We start from the raw sequence: 19896 nt of genomic DNA on the forward strand, positions 1-19896 counted from the left end.
GTTCAGGCTGCGGGTTTTGATTGGTGGATCGGCAGTTCGACCCGAAAAGTGCTGCCAACGCCAACTTCACTCACCACCGAAATATCCCCCCTATGTTTCTTCACGATGCCATAGGACAGGGACAGGCCCAGCCCTGTCCCCTGGCCCACCGGTTTGGTAGTGAAGAACGGGTCGAAGATTTTCTGCAGGCTTTCCGGCGGGATGCCGGCGCCGGTGTCGGCGACTTCGATCCATACGGTTCCCCCTTCCGCCCCGGTGCGCAGGGTGAGGGTCCCACGTTCCGCGCCGATGGCCTGCGACGCGTTGACGATCAGGTTCATGATCACCTGGTTGATCTGCGAAGGCAGGCATTCGATATCGGGCAAGACCTGATAGTCCTTCACCACATCGGCCTTGTACTTCAGTTCATTGGCCACGATGTTCAGCGTCGATTCGATGCCGTGCTGCAGGTTCGCCCACTGCCACTCCTGGTTGGAGTCCACCCGCGAGAAGTCCTTCAGGTCCTTGACGATCTGCCCGACGCGGCTGATGCCGTCCTTGGATTCCTTGATCAGCAGCGGTATGTCGTCGCGCAGGAATTCAAGCTCGATCCGGTCACGCAGTTCATGCAGGCGCTCGACCAGCTCGCTGGAACCAATGGCCTCTTCTGCATCTCGATAGGCGTCGAGCATTTCCTGCAGCTGTTTGAAATAGCCATCGAGGGCGCCGAGGTTGGAGGAAATGAAGCCGATGGGGTTATTGATTTCATGGGCGACACCGGCCGCCAGTTGCCCCAGTGAAGCGAGTTTTTCCGACTGCACCAGTTGCGATTCAAGCTGTTTGCGCTCGTCGATTTCCCGCTGCAGCGCCTCGCTGGCCTGTTTGAATTGGGTCGTGCGCTGGTCCACCAGATGCTCCAGATGGCTCATCTGCACAAAGGCCCTTTCGGTCATGTCCCATTTGGTCAGCAGGGTGTTGGCCATCTGCTGGACTTCAATGTTGTCGAACGGTTTTTTCAGAATCAGCAGCCGGTCATGGGCCTGCAACCGGTCCAGCAGTTCATCCCACGAATAGTCGGAATACGCGGTGCACACCACCACTTGCAGACGCGGGTCTTCCTGCCACAAATGCTCAATCGTCTTTGCACCGTCCCAGCCCTCCGGCATTCGCATGTCGACGAAGGCCAGCGCATAGGGGCGGCTTTCCTTCAAGGCATCGTTAAGTTTGCCCAGGCCCTCTTGCCCGCCATACGCCGAATCCAGCTCGAACGGGAGGCGGGTGGATTTCACTTCACTGCCAAACAGCGCCGCTTCCATTGCGTCCAGCTCGACAGTCGGCACCGGCGTCGGCGTGAGGATCTTGCGGAAATCCACATGAATGGACGGTGTGTCGTCGATCAGCAGAATGCGCCGGTTCGACTGTTCGCTCATGCTACCTCCGTGACAGGTTTCAGCGGGATCTGCAGGGTGAATTGCGCGCCCTTGCCCGGCCCGTCGCTGTGGGCGGTGAGGTGGCCGTTCATTTCGATGGCGGCCAGGGCACAGCTGTGCAAGCCGAAGCCGTGACCTTCCTTGCGGGTGGTAAAACCGTGGGCAAAGATGCGCGTCATGTTTTCCGCAGCGATGCCTTCACCGTCATCCTTGACGCTGACTTGCAGCGTCTCGTTGTCGACGATTTTGACCCCGAGGGTCATTTGCCGCGGACGATTGCTGAGGTCGGACATGGCGTATTTGGCGTTGCTGATCAGGTTGATCAGGATCAGCAGCAAGCGGTGTTTGTCGCCCATGACCTGCGGCACCTCACCGTACTCCTTGACCACCGTGACGTGATGGCGGGTCAGCGCGCCGGCGTTCATGCGCAGGGCGTCCTCGAGCAATTCGCTGATGTGCAGCGGCTCCATCAGGCTGTTGGCGCCCGCGTAGGATTGCTGGGTGGCGACGATGTCCTTGATGTGGTCGACACTTTTGCTCAACTGCGCGAGTTCGTCGGTCATGCTTTGTTGTTCGAGGGCGATGGCCTCCACCAGTTGATTGAGGTAGCCAGGCAGCAATTTGCCTTTGTCGTCCTGGGTGAGGAAGGTGCCAAGGTCGCCGGGGTGTTCGTTGATCAGTTGCATTGCCTTGCCCAACCCCTGGGCCTTGCTGGCGCGCAGTTTTCGGCTGACCAGATCGGCCGAGATGTTGACGCTGTTCAGCACATTGCCGACGTTGTGCAGCACATTGGTGGCGATCTCGGCCATGCCGGCCTGGCGTGCGGTGTCGAGCAGTTCGCTCTGGGTGTCCTTGAGTTCGCGGGTGCGTTCTTCCACTCGCAGTTCCAGTTCGTCATTGGCGGTTTTCAAGGCCTTGTTGACGCGACTGATGGTGGTGAAACTGCGCATCAGGTGAATCGCCAGGTACACCAGCAGCAAGACCAGCAGCACAGAGAACACCAGCATGTAAAAGTGATAGCGCTGCTCGATGGCATCAGTCTGTTGCTGGTCCGTATTCAACAGGCTGGTGATCTCGTCCAGACGTTCGGCGACGGGAACTGCTTCGATGTTTTCCAGCAAGCGGTTGACCACCGGTTGTTCGCGCAGAATCAGTGAAATGTGGTTGCTCAGAATATCGATCGGGCTGTGAAACTGTTCAGGCAGGCGCAACTTGTTCACCCCTAGCTTGTTCAGTCCGACCAGAATGTCGGCGGCCCTGTCGTCGGAGGTGACCTGGGCGAATTCCAGGCTGCTGAGCAGCAGATCGTAAGTGTCGGTGGCGATATTCTGCAGTTGCAGTTTGTCGCCATCGACCAGCCGGGCCAGTTGCTCATGAATGTCATCCTCGGCAGTGGGCAGGAACGCCAGCGAGTTGCGCAGCACCGCGTTGTGGGATTTGAACTGCTCTACCAGCCGGGTCTTTTCCTGGATGGCGGTCAGGTATGCATCATGGCTGGCGCGCCAGATCGGCGAGTCGTTGCGACCGTGGTTCGACTCCAAGGTGTCGAACCGCTCCCACAGTTCTGCCATCCCGGTCAGCGGCGTGGCCAGCGGATCGTAGTTGTGGTTGGTGGCGATCCTGGCCTTGAGGATCTCGGTTTCCCATTGCGCGTTCAGCTGTTTGATCCGACCGATCAGGTCACGGGATTCAGCGTAGGTCGACGTCTCGTTCGAGTTCGATTTGAGGTACAGGAACGCCAGCGTCGAGGCCAGCATCACGGCGACGATGCCCAGCAATGCCAGGTTGCGACGGTTAGACATTTTCATAAAGGCTTGCCTCCCCATTCACCCGTCAACGTCTTGAGAAACTGGATGATCAGGGTTTTGTCCTCGATGGAAGGAACGCGCCCGAGCTGGAACCTGAACATCACGTCCACCGCCTCTTCGAGGGTCTTGGCCGAACCGTCGTGAAAATACGGCGCGGTCACCGCGACATTGCGCAGGCTCGGTACCTTGAACACGTTGCGGTCCTCTTCATCCTTGGTCACCAGATAGCGACCCAGGTCGGTGTCCGTCGGGTTGCCGCGAACCTTGAAGTAATCGCCCATGACGCCGAACTTCTGGAACATGTTGCCGCCGATGTTCACGCCCTGGTGGCAGGCGATGCAGCCGTAGTCCTTGAAACGCTGGTAACCGTACTTTTCCTCGAGCGTGAGGATGTCGGTGTCGCCCAGCAGGTATTGATCAAACCGCGAGTTGCTACTGAGCAGCGTACGTTCGTAAGTGGCCAGCGCATTCTGCACATTGTTCATGGTCACGCCGTCCGGGTAGGCCTTGCCAAATGCGCTGTGGTACGCCGGGTCTGCGGACAGCGTTTGCACCACATATTCCCAATCGCTGCCCATTTCGCTGGGGCTCTGCACCACGGCGTGGATCTGGGTTTCCAGAGTGTCGGCGCGGCCGTTCCAGAACTGCCTGAAATTCAGGGTAGCGTTGAACACGCTGGGGGTGTTGATCGTCACTGGCACACCGTTGAAGCCGATGGAAAACGCCTGGGTATCGGCGCCCCCCTTGTCCAGACGATGGCAACTGGCGCAGGACAGTGTGTTGTTGACCGACAGGCGCGGCTCATTGAACAACTGGCGACCGAGTTCGACCCGCAGCGGGTTTTGCTGTGGCACCGGGGGCAGCGGTTTGAGCGGTTCATCCAGAGGCGCGGCGCTCGCGCTCAGACAAAATCCGAACAGCGGCACCAGGAGCAGGTGGTGAATGGATGGCGACATCTGATAATTCCTTGGCTGAAAGCCCATGTGTCGTTACGCATCGTTCACGTGGCGGTAAATGGAGCCGGTTTCACGGACCACAGGTACTGGACGAAGCTGTCCGGTTCCACGGCTTTGCTGAAGTAGTAACCCTGGCCTTCCTCGCATTGATGGGCCCTGAGGAAATTCAGTTGTTCGAGGGTTTCCACGCCTTCGGCGATGATGGTCAGCTTGAGGCTGCGCCCCAGGCTGATGATGGCGCTGACCAGGGCGGCGTCGTTGCTGTCTTTGCTCAAGCCGCGAATGAACGACTGGTCGATTTTCAGCACGTCGATCGGAAAGCGCTGCAAGTAACTCAGGCTGGAGTAGCCGGTGCCAAAGTCATCGATGGCCAGACGCACACCCATCGCCTTGAGCCGGTTCAGGGAATTGACGGTGGTCTCGATGTTTTGCATCAACACGCCTTCGGTGATTTCCAGCTCCAGCAAGGACGGCTCCAGGCCTGTCTGTTCGAGGATCTGTTCGATGCCATCGACAAAGTCACGCTGACGGAAATCGATGGCTGACATGTTCACCGACATGCAGATTTTTGGCAGCCCGAGGGCCTGCCAGGCACAGGCTTGTCGGCAGGCCTCGGCCAACACCCATTTGCTCAGCGGGACGATCAGACCGCTGTCCTCGGCGACCCCGATGAACGCCGATGGATAGACCAGGCCGTGCCCCGGCTTTTGCCAGCGGATCAAGGCCTCGGCACCGACCACCTGGCCGTTGCCCAGATCCAGTTTGGGTTGGTAGTGCAGGACAAACTCATTGCGCTCCAGCGCCAGGCGAATGCCGGTCTCGATGCTTTGGTGATCGCGCGCGCGCTGGTTCATTTCGTCGATGAAAAAACTGAAATCGTTCGGTCCGCTTTCCTTGATATTGCGCATCGCGGTTTCGGCTTTCTTGATCAGCTCGATGGCGTCGAAACCGTCATCGGGATAAATGCTGATGCCCAGGCTCGCGGTCACGCTCAGGTCATGTCCGGCGATGTGCAGGGGCGCGCGAATAGCGTTCAAGAGTTTGTCGGCGATGCCCTTTGTCTGCTGTGGATGGCGGATATCGGCGAGGATCACCACGAATTCGTCGGAGCCGTAACGAAACACCGAATCGGACTCGCGCACGGTAGCCACCAGGTTGCGGCTGACCTGTTTCAACATTTCGTCACCGGCCGGATGGCCGAGCGCATTGTTGATGCGCTTGAAGCGATCAAGCCCCAGAAACATCACCGCCAGTTGCTTGTCATGTCGTCGGGACAACGCCAGTGACTGGTTCAGCCGGTCACCCAGCAACGTGCTGTTGGGCAACTCGGTCAATACGTCGTACTGCAACAGGTGAGACACCTTGAGCAATTCGTGAACCCGCGCTTCGATGGTTTGCTCCAGGCTCAGCACCTTCATCGCCGCGTCCTGGGCCATCTGCCATTTCCAGGTCAGGGCGCTGGCCATCTGGCGGATTTCCAGGCTGTCGAAAGGTTTTTTCAGCACCAGCATCTGGTCGCCAAACTCCAGCCGTTCGGCCATGGCTTCCCAGGTGTAATCCGAATACGCCGTGCACAACGCGATTTGCAGGTGTGGATCGGCCTTCCACAGTTGTTCAATGGTCTCCAGCCCGTCCCAGCCCGGAGGCATGCGCATGTCAGTAAACACAAGGGCGTAAGGATGACCTTCGTCCAATGCACGCTTGACCAGCTCAAGGGCTTCCTGACCCTGAAAGGCCGAGTCGAGCTGGAACGTCTGCCGATCATTCTGCGGCGTGCCGAACAGTGCTGCTTCAGTGCCCGCCAGGCTCTGTTCGTCTTCGGTTTCGGGGCCGAGGATCTTGCGGAAATCCTCATGAATCGAAGGCGTGTCGTCGACGATCAGGATGCGCCGGTTGGTCCGCACGAAAGGCGCTTTCATCCCTTGTCCTCCGTGGATGGCATGATTCTCCCGGCTTTGAGCAGCTCGGCGGCCTGCTGGCTGCTGACGGCCTTGCTGAAGTAATAACCCTGGGCGTTCATCGGTGACCCGGTGGCCATCAATGAACTGCGCTGTTCCTGGGTTTCGACACCTTCGGCAATGATGCCGATCCCTACGTCCCGAGCGAAGTTGATGATGGCGCGCAAGGTGTTGGCGCTGGACGGATCGTGAGCGGCTGTGTCGATGAAGGCCTGGGCGAGTTTCAGGTGATTGACCTGATAGGTCTTGAGGTAATCGAACGAGGAATACTCGGTGCCGAAGTCGTCGATGGCGATTTTCACACCCAGATCACGCAAGCGTGGCAACACGTCGTTGTGGGTCCATTTGGTCTGGGCCAGTGTCGCTTCGGTGACGTCGAACCGCAGGTCCCCGGCGCAGAGCTCCCAGCGCGCGGTGGTGCGCAGCACGTCATAGATCAGTTCGGGACCACTCTTGAGCTGGGCCAGGGACAGCTTGATCGCAATCACCGGTGGCGCGACACCCTCATCACGCCACTGGCGCATCTGCCGGCAGGCTCGATCCAGCACCCAATGACCGAGTGCGATGATCGTGCCGGTCTTTTCGGCGGCAGGCAGAAACGCCGGCGCTTCCAGCAAACCACGATCGCGGTGATTCCAGGTGACCTGCGCTTCCATCCCGAGGATCTGGCCGCTGGTCAGGTCCACTTCCGGCCAGTAACGCAGTTCGAGTTCATTGTGCTCGATGGCCTCTCTCAACTCGCTGGCGATGGTCATGCGTTCGACCACTTCCTGATTGATCTCCTCGGAGTGGAAGTGGTACTGGTTGCGGCCCTTTTCCTTGGAGCGATAGAGCGCCATGTCAGCCTGGGTCAACATGCCGTCGGCGCTGGTGATGGTCGGGCTGTAGCTGCTGATGCCGATGCTGACCGATACCCGTATATCGTTGCCGGCCAGGGAGTAGGGCAGCACAAGTGCATCGCGGACCTTGGTGGCGAGGGCGGCAGAGTGGGTCGGGTCGCTGACGTCCAGTTGCAGGATCGCGAACTCGTCGCCGCCGAGACGGGCGACCACATCGTTTTCCCGCACGCAGGCCTTGATGCGCCGGGCGACTTCTTGCAGCAACAAGTCGCCCACCGGGTGACCGAGGGTGTCGTTGATACGTTTGAAGTGGTCCAGGTCGAGATAAAACATGGCGAATGCTGTTGCGCCGCGACGTGCGGCGGCGAAGGCCTGGTGCAGCCGCTCGATCAGCGTGGCGCGGTTGACCAGCCCGGTCAGTCCGTCGGTGCGTGCCAGCAGGAAGATTTTTTCCTCGGCCACCTTGCGTTCGGTGACGTCGATGATGATGCCTTCGACTTCCTGCAGGCGGCCTTCGTCGTCGCGTACCGGGATGTAGCGGTTTTCCACCCAGCGCCAGTCACCGTTGCCGGTGCGCATCCGGAATTCGATGGAGGCGCCTGCGGCATGGCGGTCCAGCACCCGGGCCATGGCCGCGTCGACCTTCGATTGATCCTCGGGATGGATCAACTCCTTGGCCCAATTGGCCGAGGCCACCAGTTTCGCCGCGACATGACCGTATTTGGTGATGTTGTGCGAGATGTACATCAACGGAAACGATGGCTCGCCCCGCAATCGATACAGGATGGTCGGGCTGTTCTGCACAATGATGTTGGCATCGGACAGTTCCCGGGTGCGCTCCTCGACCGCTTGCTCGAGCAGCGACATCTTCAGCGCCGCATCTTCGGTCATCTGCCACTTGGCGGTCAGCGCGCTGGCCATCTGGCGAATTTCGATGGCATCGAACGGCTTCTTGAGAATCAGCAGGCGGTCGCCCAGCTCCAGGCGTTCGTCGATGTCTTCCCAGGAGTAGTCGGAGTAGGCCGTGCACAACGCCACTTGCAGCTTGGGGTCGACTTGCCACAGGCGTTCGATGGTTTCCAGGCCATCCCAGCCCGGTGGCATGCGCATGTCGATGAACGCCATTGCGTAGGGCATGTCGTTGGCCAGCGCCGTTTCGACCTTGTCCAGCGCTTCGAGGCCCTGGAATGCCGAATCGAGTACGAAACACTGAAGTGTGGCCGTCACTGTCGTGCCGAACAGGGCTTGTTCAGCACTGGTCAGGCTGTCGTCATCGGATGAGGGCGGGCTGAGGATCTTGATAAAGTCCTCATGGATCGAAGCCGTGTCGTCGACGATGAGAATCCGCCGGTTGGTCCGCGCCAGCAGCGTATTCATCGCAATTTCCCTGGACCGGCAGCAGTTAGATGCACAGTGTTCATAAGGGTCATCCTTTTCCCTGACCACCTGGCCGAACGTACAGATTATGGATCCGAGTGAACTGAGCATAGTCGCCCGGAAGCGACTTCGCGCAACTGACTGAAACGAATCATTGCGGTGACGGGGCGAAAATCATCTAGCCTGTAGGTCAGGATCCGGCAATAGGGGATGTTTGCCCGGTTCCCGACATGATGCTGTACCGTTTTAGCCTGAGGTAATGCCATGGAAGAGCAACTCCCCACAACGTCCACCGATAAACCCAAGGTGCTGCTGGTCGATGATGAGGAATCCATCCTCAACAGCCTGCGTCGCCTGTTACGCGGCCAGCCGTACGAGGTGCTGCTGGCCACCAGCGGCGCCCAGGCCCTGGAAATCATGGCGCAACAACCCATAGATCTGGTGATGAGCGATGCACGGATGCCCAATATGGACGGGGCCACGCTGCTGGCGCACATCCACAAGCTTTATCCCGATACCGTCCGGATCATGCTGACCGGTTATGCCGATCCGTCAGCCATTATTAAAGCCATCAATGACGGGCAGATCCACCGTTACATCAGCAAGCCCTGGCACGATGAGGAAATGCTGCTGATTTTGCGACAATCACTCGCGTATCAGCATTCCGAGCGTGAACGGTTGCGTCTGGTCCAGGAAACGTGGGATCAGAACCAGCAATTGAAGCTGCTCAACATCACCCTGGACAAGCGTGTCGCCTCCCGTACCGCTGAACTGCAACAGACCGCCGACATGCTCGACCTGGCCTACGAAGAGCTCAAACGCAGCTACGTCACCGGCACCGAGATGTTCTCGCTGCTGGCCAACCTGCGCATGCCGCCAGCCAAACAGACCAACCGCCAGATCATCGAGTTGGTGCGGGTGTACTGCAAGCTCCATGGTCTGGACGAAGGCACCAGTCGCGACCTGACCATGGCGGCGGCGCTCTACAACATCGGCAAGCTTAGCTGGACCGACAGCATGATGACCGCCCCCGCGGACCTGTTGCATCACAATGATCGTGAGCGTTATCGCAATTACCCGAAGCAGAGCGAATCGCTGTTGATGACGCTCGACCCGATGAAGGATGCCGCCCGTCTGATTCTTCACCATCAGGAGCGTTGGGACGGCACCGGTTTCCCCGACCGACTCAAGGGCGAGGCGATTCCCGTCGGTTCGCGGTTGCTGAAACTGGCGGTGGATTTCATCGAGTTGCAGCGCGGGTTGATCCTGGAGCGGCAGATGAACAGTGATGAGGCGCTGGTGTATATCCGCAGCTATGCCGGAAAACTCTACGACCCCGGGATGGTGGAGGACTTTATTCAGGTGTGTGCCGCCTACCTGAGCGATGTGTCGTTGGCCGATCCGGCGGTCAAGGTCATGACCACTCGGGAATTGGCACCGGGGATGATCCTGGCGCGCAACCTCAATGCCGACAACGGCATGCTGCTGCTCAATGCCGGCAAGGTGTTGAACGGACCGCTGGTGGATAAGCTGATCGCATTCGAAGCCATGGAGGGGGCGAAATACAGCATTTTTGTGAAGGTGCCGGAGGAGGTGGAGGTCGCTCTCCTGGAGGCAGGTCAGGCTTCCCCGGCGCTGCACTGATCCCCTGTCGGAGCGAGCTTGCTCGCGAAAAACCAGAGAACGCTGCGGGCTGCCAGGCCTACAGCGTTATCGTTGACGATCATCGCGAGCAAGCTCGCTCCTACAAGAGGTGAGCACTGCTCTGCCAGATGTTTTTCGGCGTGACGACGCGCTGATACTCATGTGATCCTTGCGCCTTTTCAGCCAAGGCCAATCTTTGTTCATGACCTCTTCATCTCCCGCCTCACCCCGCATCATCCGCATCGCCGCCGCCCTGTTGATCGGTCCCGACGGTCGTACCCTGCTGGTTCGCAAGCGCGGCACCGAGGCTTTCATGCAACCGGGTGGCAAGATCGAGGCCCACGAACAACCGGCCTGCGCGCTGGCCCGTGAGCTGGACGAAGAGCTGGGACTGGTCATCGATCCGGCACACGCGATCTATCTGGGGCAATTCTCGGCACCGGCCGCCAATGAGCCAGGATTTATCGTACAGGCCGAACTCTTCCAGCTGACGATTGATTCAGACGTGTCCCCGGCAGCGGAAATCGAAGAGGTATGCTGGATCGATCCGGCGACCGACGGCGATGTCACCCTGGCGCCATTGACACGAGACCTGATCCTGCCGTTTTATCGAGCCTCGCTGACCGCGATCGCCTGATTATTCACGGACCAAGGACTGCCCATGATTCCACTTCAAGACTTGCTGATTTTCGCCGCTGCCGCGTTGCTGATGGTACTGACGCCGGGGCCGAACATGATCTACCTGATCTCCCGTTCGATCTGCCAGGGCCGCAGGGCCGGGGTAACCTCGTTGCTCGGTGTGGTCGCCGGATTCTTCGTGCATCTGTTCGCCGCAGCGGCGGGGTTGACGGCGGTGTTCCTGGCGGTGCCAATGGCCTATGAAGTGTTGAAGTGGGCCGGTGCGCTGTACCTGATATGGCTGGCCTGGCAGGCGGTCAAACCGGGCGCGCGGTCACCGTTCGAGGCGCAGCAGTTACCGGCGGATTCGTCGCGCAAACTGATCACCATGGGGTTTCTGACCAGTGCCCTGAACCCGAAAATCGCCGTGTTCTACCTGTCAGTGTTTCCACAGTTCATCACGCCTGAGCATGGCTCTGTGTTCACTCAGAGCGTGGTTCTCGGTTTGACCCAGATCAGCGTCAGTTTCTGCGTCAATCTGTTGATCGCGGTGTTTGCGGCAAGCATCGCGTCCTGGTTCGTCAACAACCCGACCTGGCTGGCGATGCAACGCTACTTCATGGGGTTTGTCCTGTCGGCGCTGGCGGTGCGGCTGATGCTTGAGCAACGAAGGGTAGCGTGAACATGTGGATTGAGCGGCTTGATGCCAGCCATGCCCTGGACTATCGGGCGTTGATGCTCGAAGCCTATGACTTGCACCCTCAGGCGTTCACCTCCAACGTGCGCGAACGCGCGACGATGCCGCTGAGTTGGTGGGAATCGCGCCTGACCAGCAAGCTGGATGTGGTGTTCGGCGCATTTGAGGAGGGGCAATTGGCGGGCATCGTCGGCCTTGCCTTCGAACCCCGTGAAAAGGCCCGGCACAAGGCGACGCTGTTTGGCATGTATGTGTCCGGTAAGGTCCGTTTGCGCGGGATCGGTTATCAACTGGTGCAGACGGTGTTGGCCGAGGCGCAAACCCACAAGGGCCTGAGGCTGGTTCAACTGACCGTCACCGCGGGCAACGAAGCGGCGTTCAACCTGTACCAGCGTTGCGGCTTCATCCAGTTTGGCCTGGAACCGATGGCGCTGCGGGTTGGTGAAGACTACTTCGACAAGATCCACATGTGGCGCGAGATCTGAACCCACCACAACCCTCTAGGAGCCGGCTTGCTGGCGATGGCGGTTAATCCGGCCACATAAAGGTTGACCGACTATCGCTATCGCCAGCAAGCCGGCTCCTGCAGGTCGGTGTTGTTTTATCGGACCGCGCTGACCCCATCCAGCGTGGAAAACGATGTGTCCTTCGCCGTCAGCAGAAAATCACGCATGTACGGCGCATCCAGCATGTCCGCGCGAATCCCCGCGTACAACGTCGCAAACAAGCCTTTCTCACCCAGCCGCTTGGCCTTCACATAGCCCCGTGAGCTGTATTCATGCAGCGCCCAGTGCGGCATGCCACACACGCCACGGCCGCTGGCCACCAGTTGCATCATCATCACCGTCAGCTCCGAGGTGCGGACCTGGGCCGGTTCGATGTCGGCCGGTTCGAGGAAGCGGGTGAAGATGTCCAGCCGATCACGCTCCACCGGGTAAGTGATCAGTGTTTCCGTAAGCAGATCTTCAGGAACGATATACGCCTTGCTCGCCAAACGGTGCTGATTGGCCACCGCGAGCATCGCTTCATAAGTGAACAGCGGCACATACGTGATGCCGGCGATTTCCAGCGGATCGGAGGTCACCACCAGATCCAGATCCCCACGGGCCAGGGCTGGCAGCGGGGCGAAGGAGAAACCCGACGCCAGGTCCAGTTCCACTTCCGGCCAGGCATCGCGAAACTGGTCGATGGTCGGCATCAGCCACTGGAAGCAACTGTGACACTCGATTGCCATGTGCAGACGGCCTGCGGTGCCACCGGCCAGCCGCGCGATATCGCGCTCGGCACCGCGCAGCAACGGCAAGGTGGCGTCGGCCAGTTGCAGCAGGCGCAAACCGGCGCTGGTGAAGCGCACCGGTTTGGTCTTGCGCACGAACAACGGCATGCCCATGCGCTCTTCCAGCTCTTTGAACTGATGGGACAGCGCCGATTGGGTCAGGTGCAGACGGTCGGCGGCATCGACCAGGCTATCGGCTTCGCGCAAGGCGTGCAGGGTCTTCAAGTGGCGGATTTCAAGCACCGGAGGCTCCATGAGGAAAACTTGTGATCAACACGAAAAGGTTGAGTTTGTCTCATGTTGGGTTGGCTGTCGACAATAGGGCCATCTTTTACAGGGAGAAACTCACCATGGCTCTGGCCCACACACTTGGTTTTCCGCGCATCGGCGCTGACCGTGAATTGAAAAAAGCCCTCGAATCCTACTGGAAGGGCGATCTCGATCAGGACGCGTTGAAAAGCGTCGGTCGCCAACTGCGTGCCACCCACTGGCAATTGCAGAAAGACGCCGGCATCGACCTGCTGCCGGTCGGCGACTTCGCCTGGTATGACCAGGTGCTGACCCATTCCCTGACCTTCGGTGTGATCCCGGAGCGTTTCGACAGTGCCAAAAACGCCAACGGCCTGCCGACGCTGGACACGCTATTCGCCATGGCCCGTGGTGCTACCGCAGCCTGCTGCGGCGGCGAACACACCAAAGCGCAATATGCACAGGAATTGACCAAATGGTTCGATACCAACTACCACTACCTGGTCCCGGAATTCACTGCTGACCAGCCGTTCAAACTGAGCTGGGAACAGCTGTTCGACGAAGTCGATGAAGCCAGGGCACTGGGCCACAACGTCAAACCGGTGATCATCGGCCCGCTGACTTACCTGTGGCTGGGCAAGGCCAAAGGCAACGACTTCGACAAACTCGACCTGCTGGAACGCCTGCTGCCGATCTACGGCGAAATCCTCGGCCGCCTCGCCGCCCAAGGCGTGGAGTGGGTGCAGATCGACGAGCCGATCCTGACCCTCGATCTGCCGCAAGAATGGAAAAACGCCTTCGAACGCGCTTACCACATCCTCCAGTATTCGCCGCTGAAAAAGCTGGTGGCGACCTATTTCAGTGGTCTGCAAGACAACCTCGGTCTGGCCGTCGGTTTGCCAGTACAAGGTTTGCACATCGATGCGGTGCGCGCCCCCGACCAACTGCTCCACGTGCTCGATCGTCTGCCGACCTACAAGATTCTCTCGGTGGGTCTGGTCAACGGCCGCAATGTCTGGCGTTGCGAACTGGAGCCAGTGCTCGCACAACTGCAATTTGCCCAGGAACGCTTTGGCGACAACCTGTGGGTCAGCAGTTCCTGCTCGCTGCTGCACAGCCCGGTGGACCTGGAGCGTGAAGACAAACTCGATCCGGAACTGAAAAGCTGGCTGGCGTTTGCCGTGCAGAAGTGTGGCGAAATCGCTGTGCTGCGTGATGCGCTTAACGATCCGCAATCGCCCAAGGTGCAAACCGCACTGGCCGAGAGCCGGGCGATTCAAGCCCGCCGTGCCGAGTCTCCGCGTATCCATAAACCTGAAGTGCAAGCCCGCATCAACGCCATCGGTGCGGCCGACAGCCAGCGCCAATCGCCGTTTGCCAAGCGCATCGAGCAACAACGTGCGCGGCTGAAGCTGCCGGCGTTTCCGACGACCACCATCGGTTCGTTCCCGCAGACCGGTTCGATCCGTCTGGCGCGTCAGGCGTTCAAGCAAGGCAAGCTGTCGGCCAACGATTACACCGACGCCATGCACAGCGAAATCCGCCACGCCGTGCAAGTCCAGGAGCGTCTGGGGCTGGATGTGCTGGTGCACGGTGAAGCCGAGCGCAACGACATGGTCGAGTACTTCGCCGAGCAACTGGACGGCTACCTGTTCACTCGGTTTGGCTGGGTGCAGAGCTACGGTTCCCGTTGCGTGAAACCGGCGATCATCTACGGCGACCTGAGCCGTCCTGTCGCCATGACCGTCGACTGGATCACCTACGCGCAAAGCCTGACCGACAAGGTCATGAAAGGCATGCTCACCGGGCCGGTGACCATGCTGATGTGGTCGTTCCCACGTGAAGACGTCTCGCGCAAAGTCCAGGCGCAGCAGTTGGCGTTGGCCCTGCGTGACGAGGTGGTGGACCTGGAAAACGCTGGCATCAAGATCGTGCAGATCGACGAAGCGGCGTTCCGCGAAGGTTTGCCGCTGCGTCGGGCGCAATGGCAGGAATACCTGGACTGGGCGGTGGAAGCGTTCCGCTTGAGTGCGTCCGGTGTGCGCGATGAAACCCAGATCCACACCCACATGTGCTACAGCGAATTCAACGATGTGATCGAGGCCATCGCGGCGATGGATGCGGACGTGATCACCATCGAAACCTCGCGTTCGGACATGGAATTGCTGGAGGCCTTCGAAGCGTTCGACTACCCGAACGACATTGGCCCGGGGGTGTATGACATTCACTCGCCACGGGTGCCGGACACGGCGGAGATGGTCAAGTTGATGAGTAAAGCCGTGCAGAGGATTCCGGCGCAGCGGTTGTGGGTGAATCCGGATTGCGGTTTGAAGACCCGGGCTTGGCCGGAAACTGAAGCGGCTCTTGTCAACATGGTGGCGGCGGCGCGGCAGTTGCGTAGTCAGTTGGCTTGAATCTGCGGCGTCTGTCCGGACGCCATCGCGAGCAAGCCCGCTCCCACAGGTACGATGTCGATCACAAATTTTGTGTACGGCTGAATCCTGTGGGAGCGGGCTTGCTCGCGAAGAACGATAACGCGGTCTCGAACATGACCGTTCAGCACTCTTCATCAAACTGTCACGTAACTGTGGCAGCGCGCTTGATCAAACTTCATCAGACTCGCGCTCTACTGGGGTTCTGCGTTTCGGTGTTTTTTCATGTGTGCACGATTTTTTTCGACAGTGGTTTTCCTGGCCGCGTTGTTGTTCGGCCTGCCGTCTTTTGCGGCTTCTCGATGTGATGTCAATGTTGCGACGGAACACGTCGATCTGGCGCAGGTGAGCCTCGCGTACCAGAGCATCGGCCGTGCCTCGGATCCGGCACTGCTGCTGGTGATGGGCCTTGGCGGGCAGTTGATTCACTGGCCGGACGAGGTGGTGGTCGCGCTGTGTCAGCAGGGCTTTCGGGTGATTCGTTATGACAATCGCGATGTTGGCCTGTCCACTTGGCGACAGGCGCCTGTCGATGCCAATCTGACTTTCGAAGTGCTGCGCTACAAACTCGGTTTGCCGGTTTCCGCGCCGTATTCCCTCACGGATATGGCCGACGATGCGCTGGGTTTGATGGATGCATTGCACGTCGATCAATTTCATGTGCTCGGTGCGAGCATGGGGGGGATGATCGCCCAGCATATGGCGGCCATGGCGCCGCAGCGGATCGAGAGTCTGACGTTGATCATGACCACCTCCGGCGCCGAAGGCTTGCCGGCGCCGAGCGCAGCGCTGGTGCAATTGCTGTCGCGCCGGGGCGCACCGAATCGTGAAGTGGCGCTGGAGCAGCAGGCTGACTTGCTCGCGGCGCTGGGCAGTCCGACGGTGAGCGATGATCGGCAGGCATTGTTGCATCAGGCGGCGCTGTCCTATGACCGGGCGTTCAATCCTGAGGGCGTGAAGCGTCAGATCATGGCGATCCTCGCGGAGCCGAGTCGGGTGGCGTTGCTCAATCAGTTGCGGGTGCCGACGCTGGTGGTTCATGGCACTGCCGATCCGTTGTTGCCGGTGATGCATGGGGTGCATTTGGCGGCGCATATTCATGGTAGTCAGTTGAAGCTGATTCCCGGGTTGGCCCATCGTTTTCAGGAGGCGTTCAAGGCGCCGTTGCTTGCGGCTGTGTTGCCTTATTTGCAGGCTCATCGTGAAGACACCTCGCATTGGGCGCAGATCGATCCTGGGGTCGAACATAACCTTCTGTAACGTCGCAATCCGTCTGAACTGTCTTTTGTTGACCGAGTACATATCCGTTCCTGCGGTAACGGCGGCTGGCGGTTTCGCCCTTACGGCGAGTCCCTTTTGGCAAACGCCCCAAAAGGAACCAAAAGGTCTCGCCCCGAGCGTCCGGCCCCTCGCTAAGGCTCGGCGTTCCTTCGCTCCGGCATTCATCCGGGGGCATCGCCCTCCGGTTGGCTTCGCTGGCACCTACATGCGATGAGTTCGACTGCGTCGAACGGCGCTGCGCGCCACTCCCCGGATGAACACCTCCACTCAGCCTCCCGAAGGGGCGGGTGGATCAAGATCAAGAGCTGCAGGCGAGCTAACGCTCGGCCTGATGAGTGGTGAGAAGCGGTGTACGCCGATCTGCTTTTGTAGGCGCCGGCTTGCTGGCGATGGCGGCCTGCCAACCCACCTGTTCTCGCGACTATACGCAGACCTCGCAGGAGCCGGCTTGCTGGCGAAGGCGCCCTGCCAACCCACCTGTTCTCGCGACTATACGCAGACCTCGCAGGAGCCGGCTTGCTGGCGATGGCGGCCTGCCAGCCAATCTATTCTCGCGGCTATACGCTGATCTTGTAGGAGCCGGCTTGCTGGCGATGGCGGCCTCACAGCCGGCCTGTTCTCTCGGATATACGCTGATCTTGTGGGAGCGGGCTTGCTCGCGAAGACGGTCTGCCAGCCCACCTGTTCTCGCCGACATACGCTGACCTTGTAGGAGCCGGCTTGCTGGCGATGGCGGCCTCACAGCCGACCTGTTCTCGCGGAAATACGCTGATCTTGTGGGAGCGGGCTTGCTGGCGATGACGGCCTGCCAGCCAATCTATTCTCGCGGCTATACGCTGATCTTGTAGGAGCCAGCTTGCTGGCGATAGCGACCTCACAGCCGACCTATCTCTTGCAGACCTACACCGCGGACTCGCACAATCCCGCTTCCACCGGTATATCGTTCGTCATTTCCAGCCTGTGTTCAGCCTGCGAGGTGTGTGATGAGTGCTCCCCTGAAGATCGATTTCGTCAGCGACGTGTCTTGCCCTTGGTGCGTCGTCGGTCTGTACGGCCTGACGCGCGCTCTGGATTTGCTGGGGGACGAAGTCCAGGCCGAAATCCGTTTCCAGCCGTTCGAGCTGAATCCAAAGATGAGCCCGGAAGGGCAGAACATCACTGAACACATCACCGAGAAATACGGTTCGACCCCGGAGCAATCGCAAAAGAACCGCGAGATGATTCGCGCACGCGGGGCCGAAGTCGGGTTTGCCTTTCGCACCGATGGCAACAGCCGCATCTACAACACTTTCGATGCTCACCGCTTGTTGTACTGGGCGGGGCTGGAAGGGTTGCAGTTCAATCTGAAGGAGGCGCTGTTCAAGGCGTATTTCACCGACGGCGGCAATCCTTCCGACCCCGGTCAGTTGGCGCAGATCGCGCAAAGCGTTGGTCTGGACCGGCAGCGGGCCGAAGCGATCCTGGCGTCGGACGAGTTCGCCAGGGAGGTGCGCGAGGAAGAGCAGTTGTGGCTGTCCCGTGGCGTCAGTTCGGTGCCGACTGTTGTTTTCAACGGACAGTACGCAGTCAGCGGCGGGCAACCGGTGGAAACCTTTGTCGGGGCGATTCGGCAGATCATGAGCGAAGCGAAGGGCGGCATGGTCAGCTGATCGGATCGCAGTTGAATAGAAATATATCAATGTGCCACTATGGGTTTAAGCCGTTCCTGCCGACATAGGCAGCAACGATTTCAATCATAGGGATTTGATCCATGACTCTTCACGCCTTTCGCACGTGGGCAGCGCTCACATTGCTCGCTTGCCTGACCCTGACCGGCTGCGCCCACATCCAGCCGCCTGTTCCGCTGGATAAGCAATTCTGGGATGCCAAGGAGCCGACCATCGGCGTGGCAATCACTGTGGTGCCGGCGCCGGTGCTGGCGCTGACCGGTCAACAGGGGATGCTCGATTACGCGATCAATCGGGGCGTGAACAGCAAACTCAGCGACAACGTCGAAAAATGGCAAGTGCGCGATCTGAACACGTTGCCGGATGTCATCGTCGCCAAGCTGCAGGCCAAGGGCTACAAGGTCAAGCGAATCAACGAGCCGGTTGACCTGAATGTCTATAAGCAAACCAGTTTCCGTGAAGGTTACATGGGCCGTGACTTGACGCCGATCAAGGGCGCTTACGGCGTCGATCGCCTGTTGCTGGTGAATGTCTTCGCCACTGGCGCTACCCGCAGCTACTACGGATTCGTACCGACCAGCGTGCCGATGGCGCAGGTGAGCGGGCAGGGTCTGGTGGTCGATCTGGCCGACAATAAATTGCTGTGGTTCAAACCCTTCACGGCGGTGCAAGCGGCTCAGGGCGAGTGGGATGAGCCGACCTACACCAACCTGTCCAATGCCTTCTATCAGGCCATGGACAATAGTCGTCAGCAAATGATCACGCCGTTCGAACAATGAAGCGCCCTATCATCGTGGCCAGTGCGCTGGCCCTGCTGATGCTCACCGGTTGCGCGCAGAAACCGGCGCCCGAGGCCGGTTTCAAGTCGCAGAGTGCCGCGTCCTACGTCCAGGCTCATGGACTGAAAGTGGACATGCAACTGCCGCAGGCGTTTGTCGGTGCCAGCACGGTGATTGACGCCGAGTCGGCGCAGAAGGCGGCTTCGTCGAGTCATAACCTGGTGGCGGGTGCCAATGCGGCAGGGCTGGCCGGTTTGCTGGTGGCAAGCCTGATCAACACCCAGATGGGCAGCGGCAGCTTGCAGCGCGATGCGGAAAAGTCTGCGCTCAAGGATTCGCGTCCGATGGCTGACTTGCTCGCTGGCGTGCCATTGCAGGAACGTCTGCAACAGCGCTATCAACAGGCGTCGCAAGTGGCCGGGCTCAAGCAAGGGGAGGGGCAAGTCACCGCGCGTCTGGTGATCGAACCGAAGCTGATGCTCACCCCCGATCGCGGCAGCTTTGTGCTGGTCAATCAGGTGCAGGTCCAGGATATTGCCGGTTCGGCGCTGTACCGCATGCGCATCGAAGTGGCGAGTCAGCCGATTCGGCGTTGCGGCAAGGAATGTATCGACGACGGCGCTCTGGATCTGGCGAAGGTCACGGCCGTGCTCGACGAGTGCATCGACGAGTCCATGCGCGTGCTGGCCACCGACCTGATGCTGCCGGCACCGCCGGAGGCCGCCCAGGAAACCTTGCGGTATGTGCTCGATGGCCAGCGCGTGGTCGAGCGCGGTTACCAACTCGCCAACAACGGCAATTACTGGCGTTACCGCAACCTCTACGGCGCGGTGAAATCAGTCCCGGTGCCGTTCGAAGATGCGCTGACGCAAGCGCAGTTGCAGAAGGTTTATGCGCACTAGCTTC

General features: G+C 59.7%; 15 protein-coding genes and 1 pseudogene. 9 read left to right on the forward strand and 7 right to left on the reverse strand.

The window, feature by feature from the left end; genetic code table 11:
- Positions 1-2 precede the first annotated feature (2 nt).
- The 6 genes and pseudogenes from FBY04_RS33320 to FBY04_RS24385 all read right to left on the reverse strand — a co-directional run bounded on the left by FBY04_RS33320 (position 3) and on the right by FBY04_RS24385 (position 8353).
- Positions 3-671 carry an ATP-binding protein gene (locus FBY04_RS33320; protein ID WP_371850940.1) on the reverse strand — a complete coding sequence of 223 codons (669 nt, stop codon included), beginning with the start codon at positions 669-671 and terminating at the stop codon, positions 3-5.
- 57 nt (positions 672-728) lie between these two features.
- Positions 729-815 (reverse strand): annotated as a pseudogene (locus tag FBY04_RS33325) (hypothetical protein); the annotation flags it as partial.
- 590 nt (positions 816-1405) lie between these two features.
- Positions 1406-3217, reverse strand: a complete 1812-nt coding sequence (locus FBY04_RS24370; protein ID WP_145317445.1) for a DAHL domain-containing protein — start codon at positions 3215-3217, stop codon at positions 1406-1408.
- On the reverse strand, positions 3214-4173 hold the full coding sequence (locus FBY04_RS24375; RefSeq protein ID WP_145317448.1) for a cytochrome-c peroxidase: 960 nt from the start codon (positions 4171-4173) through the stop codon (positions 3214-3216). The genes FBY04_RS24370 and FBY04_RS24375 overlap by 4 nt, the downstream gene beginning before the upstream one ends.
- Positions 4174-4217: 44 nt before the next feature.
- Positions 4218-6092: a bifunctional diguanylate cyclase/phosphodiesterase gene (locus FBY04_RS24380; RefSeq protein WP_145317451.1), complete on the reverse strand. Its 1875-nt coding sequence runs from the start codon at positions 6090-6092 to the stop codon at positions 4218-4220.
- Positions 6089-8353 carry an EAL domain-containing protein gene (locus tag FBY04_RS24385; RefSeq protein WP_145317539.1) on the reverse strand — a complete coding sequence of 755 codons (2265 nt, stop codon included), beginning with the start codon at positions 8351-8353 and terminating at the stop codon, positions 6089-6091. Before FBY04_RS24385 ends, FBY04_RS24380 begins: the two co-directional genes overlap by 4 nt.
- Before the next feature lie 258 nt (positions 8354-8611).
- Here FBY04_RS24385 and FBY04_RS24390 point away from each other — a divergent pair, with 258 nt between their 5' ends.
- The 4 genes from FBY04_RS24390 to FBY04_RS24405 all read left to right on the forward strand — a co-directional run bounded on the left by FBY04_RS24390 (position 8612) and on the right by FBY04_RS24405 (position 11791).
- The gene (locus tag FBY04_RS24390; RefSeq protein WP_084323021.1) at positions 8612-9991 is read left to right on the forward strand and encodes an HD domain-containing phosphohydrolase; all 1380 of its coding nucleotides are present in this window, start codon (positions 8612-8614) and stop codon (positions 9989-9991) included.
- A 202-nt stretch (positions 9992-10193) separates the two neighbouring features.
- Positions 10194-10628 carry an NUDIX domain-containing protein gene (locus FBY04_RS24395; protein WP_084323020.1) on the forward strand — a complete coding sequence of 145 codons (435 nt, stop codon included), beginning with the start codon at positions 10194-10196 and terminating at the stop codon, positions 10626-10628.
- Positions 10629-10652: 24 nt separating this feature from the next.
- Positions 10653-11291 carry a LysE family translocator gene (locus FBY04_RS24400; protein WP_145317454.1) on the forward strand — a complete coding sequence of 213 codons (639 nt, stop codon included), beginning with the start codon at positions 10653-10655 and terminating at the stop codon, positions 11289-11291.
- 2 nt (positions 11292-11293) lie between these two features.
- Positions 11294-11791, forward strand: coding sequence for a GNAT family N-acetyltransferase (locus FBY04_RS24405; RefSeq protein WP_084323018.1), 498 nt, complete (start codon positions 11294-11296; stop codon positions 11789-11791).
- Between the two features lie 116 nt (positions 11792-11907).
- Here the strand turns inward: FBY04_RS24405 and metR are convergent, their stop codons facing one another.
- The gene (metR, locus tag FBY04_RS24410) at positions 11908-12825 is read right to left on the reverse strand and encodes a transcriptional regulator MetR (RefSeq protein ID WP_084323017.1); all 918 of its coding nucleotides are present in this window, start codon (positions 12823-12825) and stop codon (positions 11908-11910) included.
- A gap of 107 nt (positions 12826-12932) precedes the next feature.
- Between metR and metE the strand changes: the two genes are divergently transcribed.
- The 5 genes from metE to FBY04_RS24440 all read left to right on the forward strand — a co-directional run bounded on the left by metE (position 12933) and on the right by FBY04_RS24440 (position 19892).
- Positions 12933-15245, forward strand: a complete 2313-nt coding sequence (metE, locus tag FBY04_RS24415; RefSeq protein ID WP_145317457.1) for a 5-methyltetrahydropteroyltriglutamate--homocysteine S-methyltransferase — start codon at positions 12933-12935, stop codon at positions 15243-15245.
- Positions 15246-15488: 243 nt separating this feature from the next.
- A complete protein-coding gene (locus FBY04_RS24420) occupies positions 15489-16523 on the forward strand; it encodes an alpha/beta fold hydrolase (RefSeq protein ID WP_084323015.1) in 1035 nt (344 codons plus the stop codon).
- A 1004-nt stretch (positions 16524-17527) separates the two neighbouring features.
- Complete coding sequence (locus FBY04_RS24430; protein ID WP_084322681.1) at positions 17528-18193, forward strand: DsbA family oxidoreductase; 666 nt, start codon at positions 17528-17530, stop codon at positions 18191-18193.
- Positions 18194-18294: 101 nt separating this feature from the next.
- Positions 18295-18990 carry a hypothetical protein gene (locus FBY04_RS24435; RefSeq protein ID WP_084322682.1) on the forward strand — a complete coding sequence of 232 codons (696 nt, stop codon included), beginning with the start codon at positions 18295-18297 and terminating at the stop codon, positions 18988-18990.
- Positions 18987-19892 carry a hypothetical protein gene (locus tag FBY04_RS24440; protein WP_145317462.1) on the forward strand — a complete coding sequence of 302 codons (906 nt, stop codon included), beginning with the start codon at positions 18987-18989 and terminating at the stop codon, positions 19890-19892. Before FBY04_RS24435 ends, FBY04_RS24440 begins: the two co-directional genes overlap by 4 nt.
- Positions 19893-19896 lie beyond the last annotated feature (4 nt).

The sequence above is a fragment of the Pseudomonas sp. SJZ080 genome, from assembly GCF_007828295.1.
GTDB classification, from domain to species: Bacteria; Pseudomonadota; Gammaproteobacteria; order Pseudomonadales; family Pseudomonadaceae; genus Aquipseudomonas; species Aquipseudomonas migulae_A.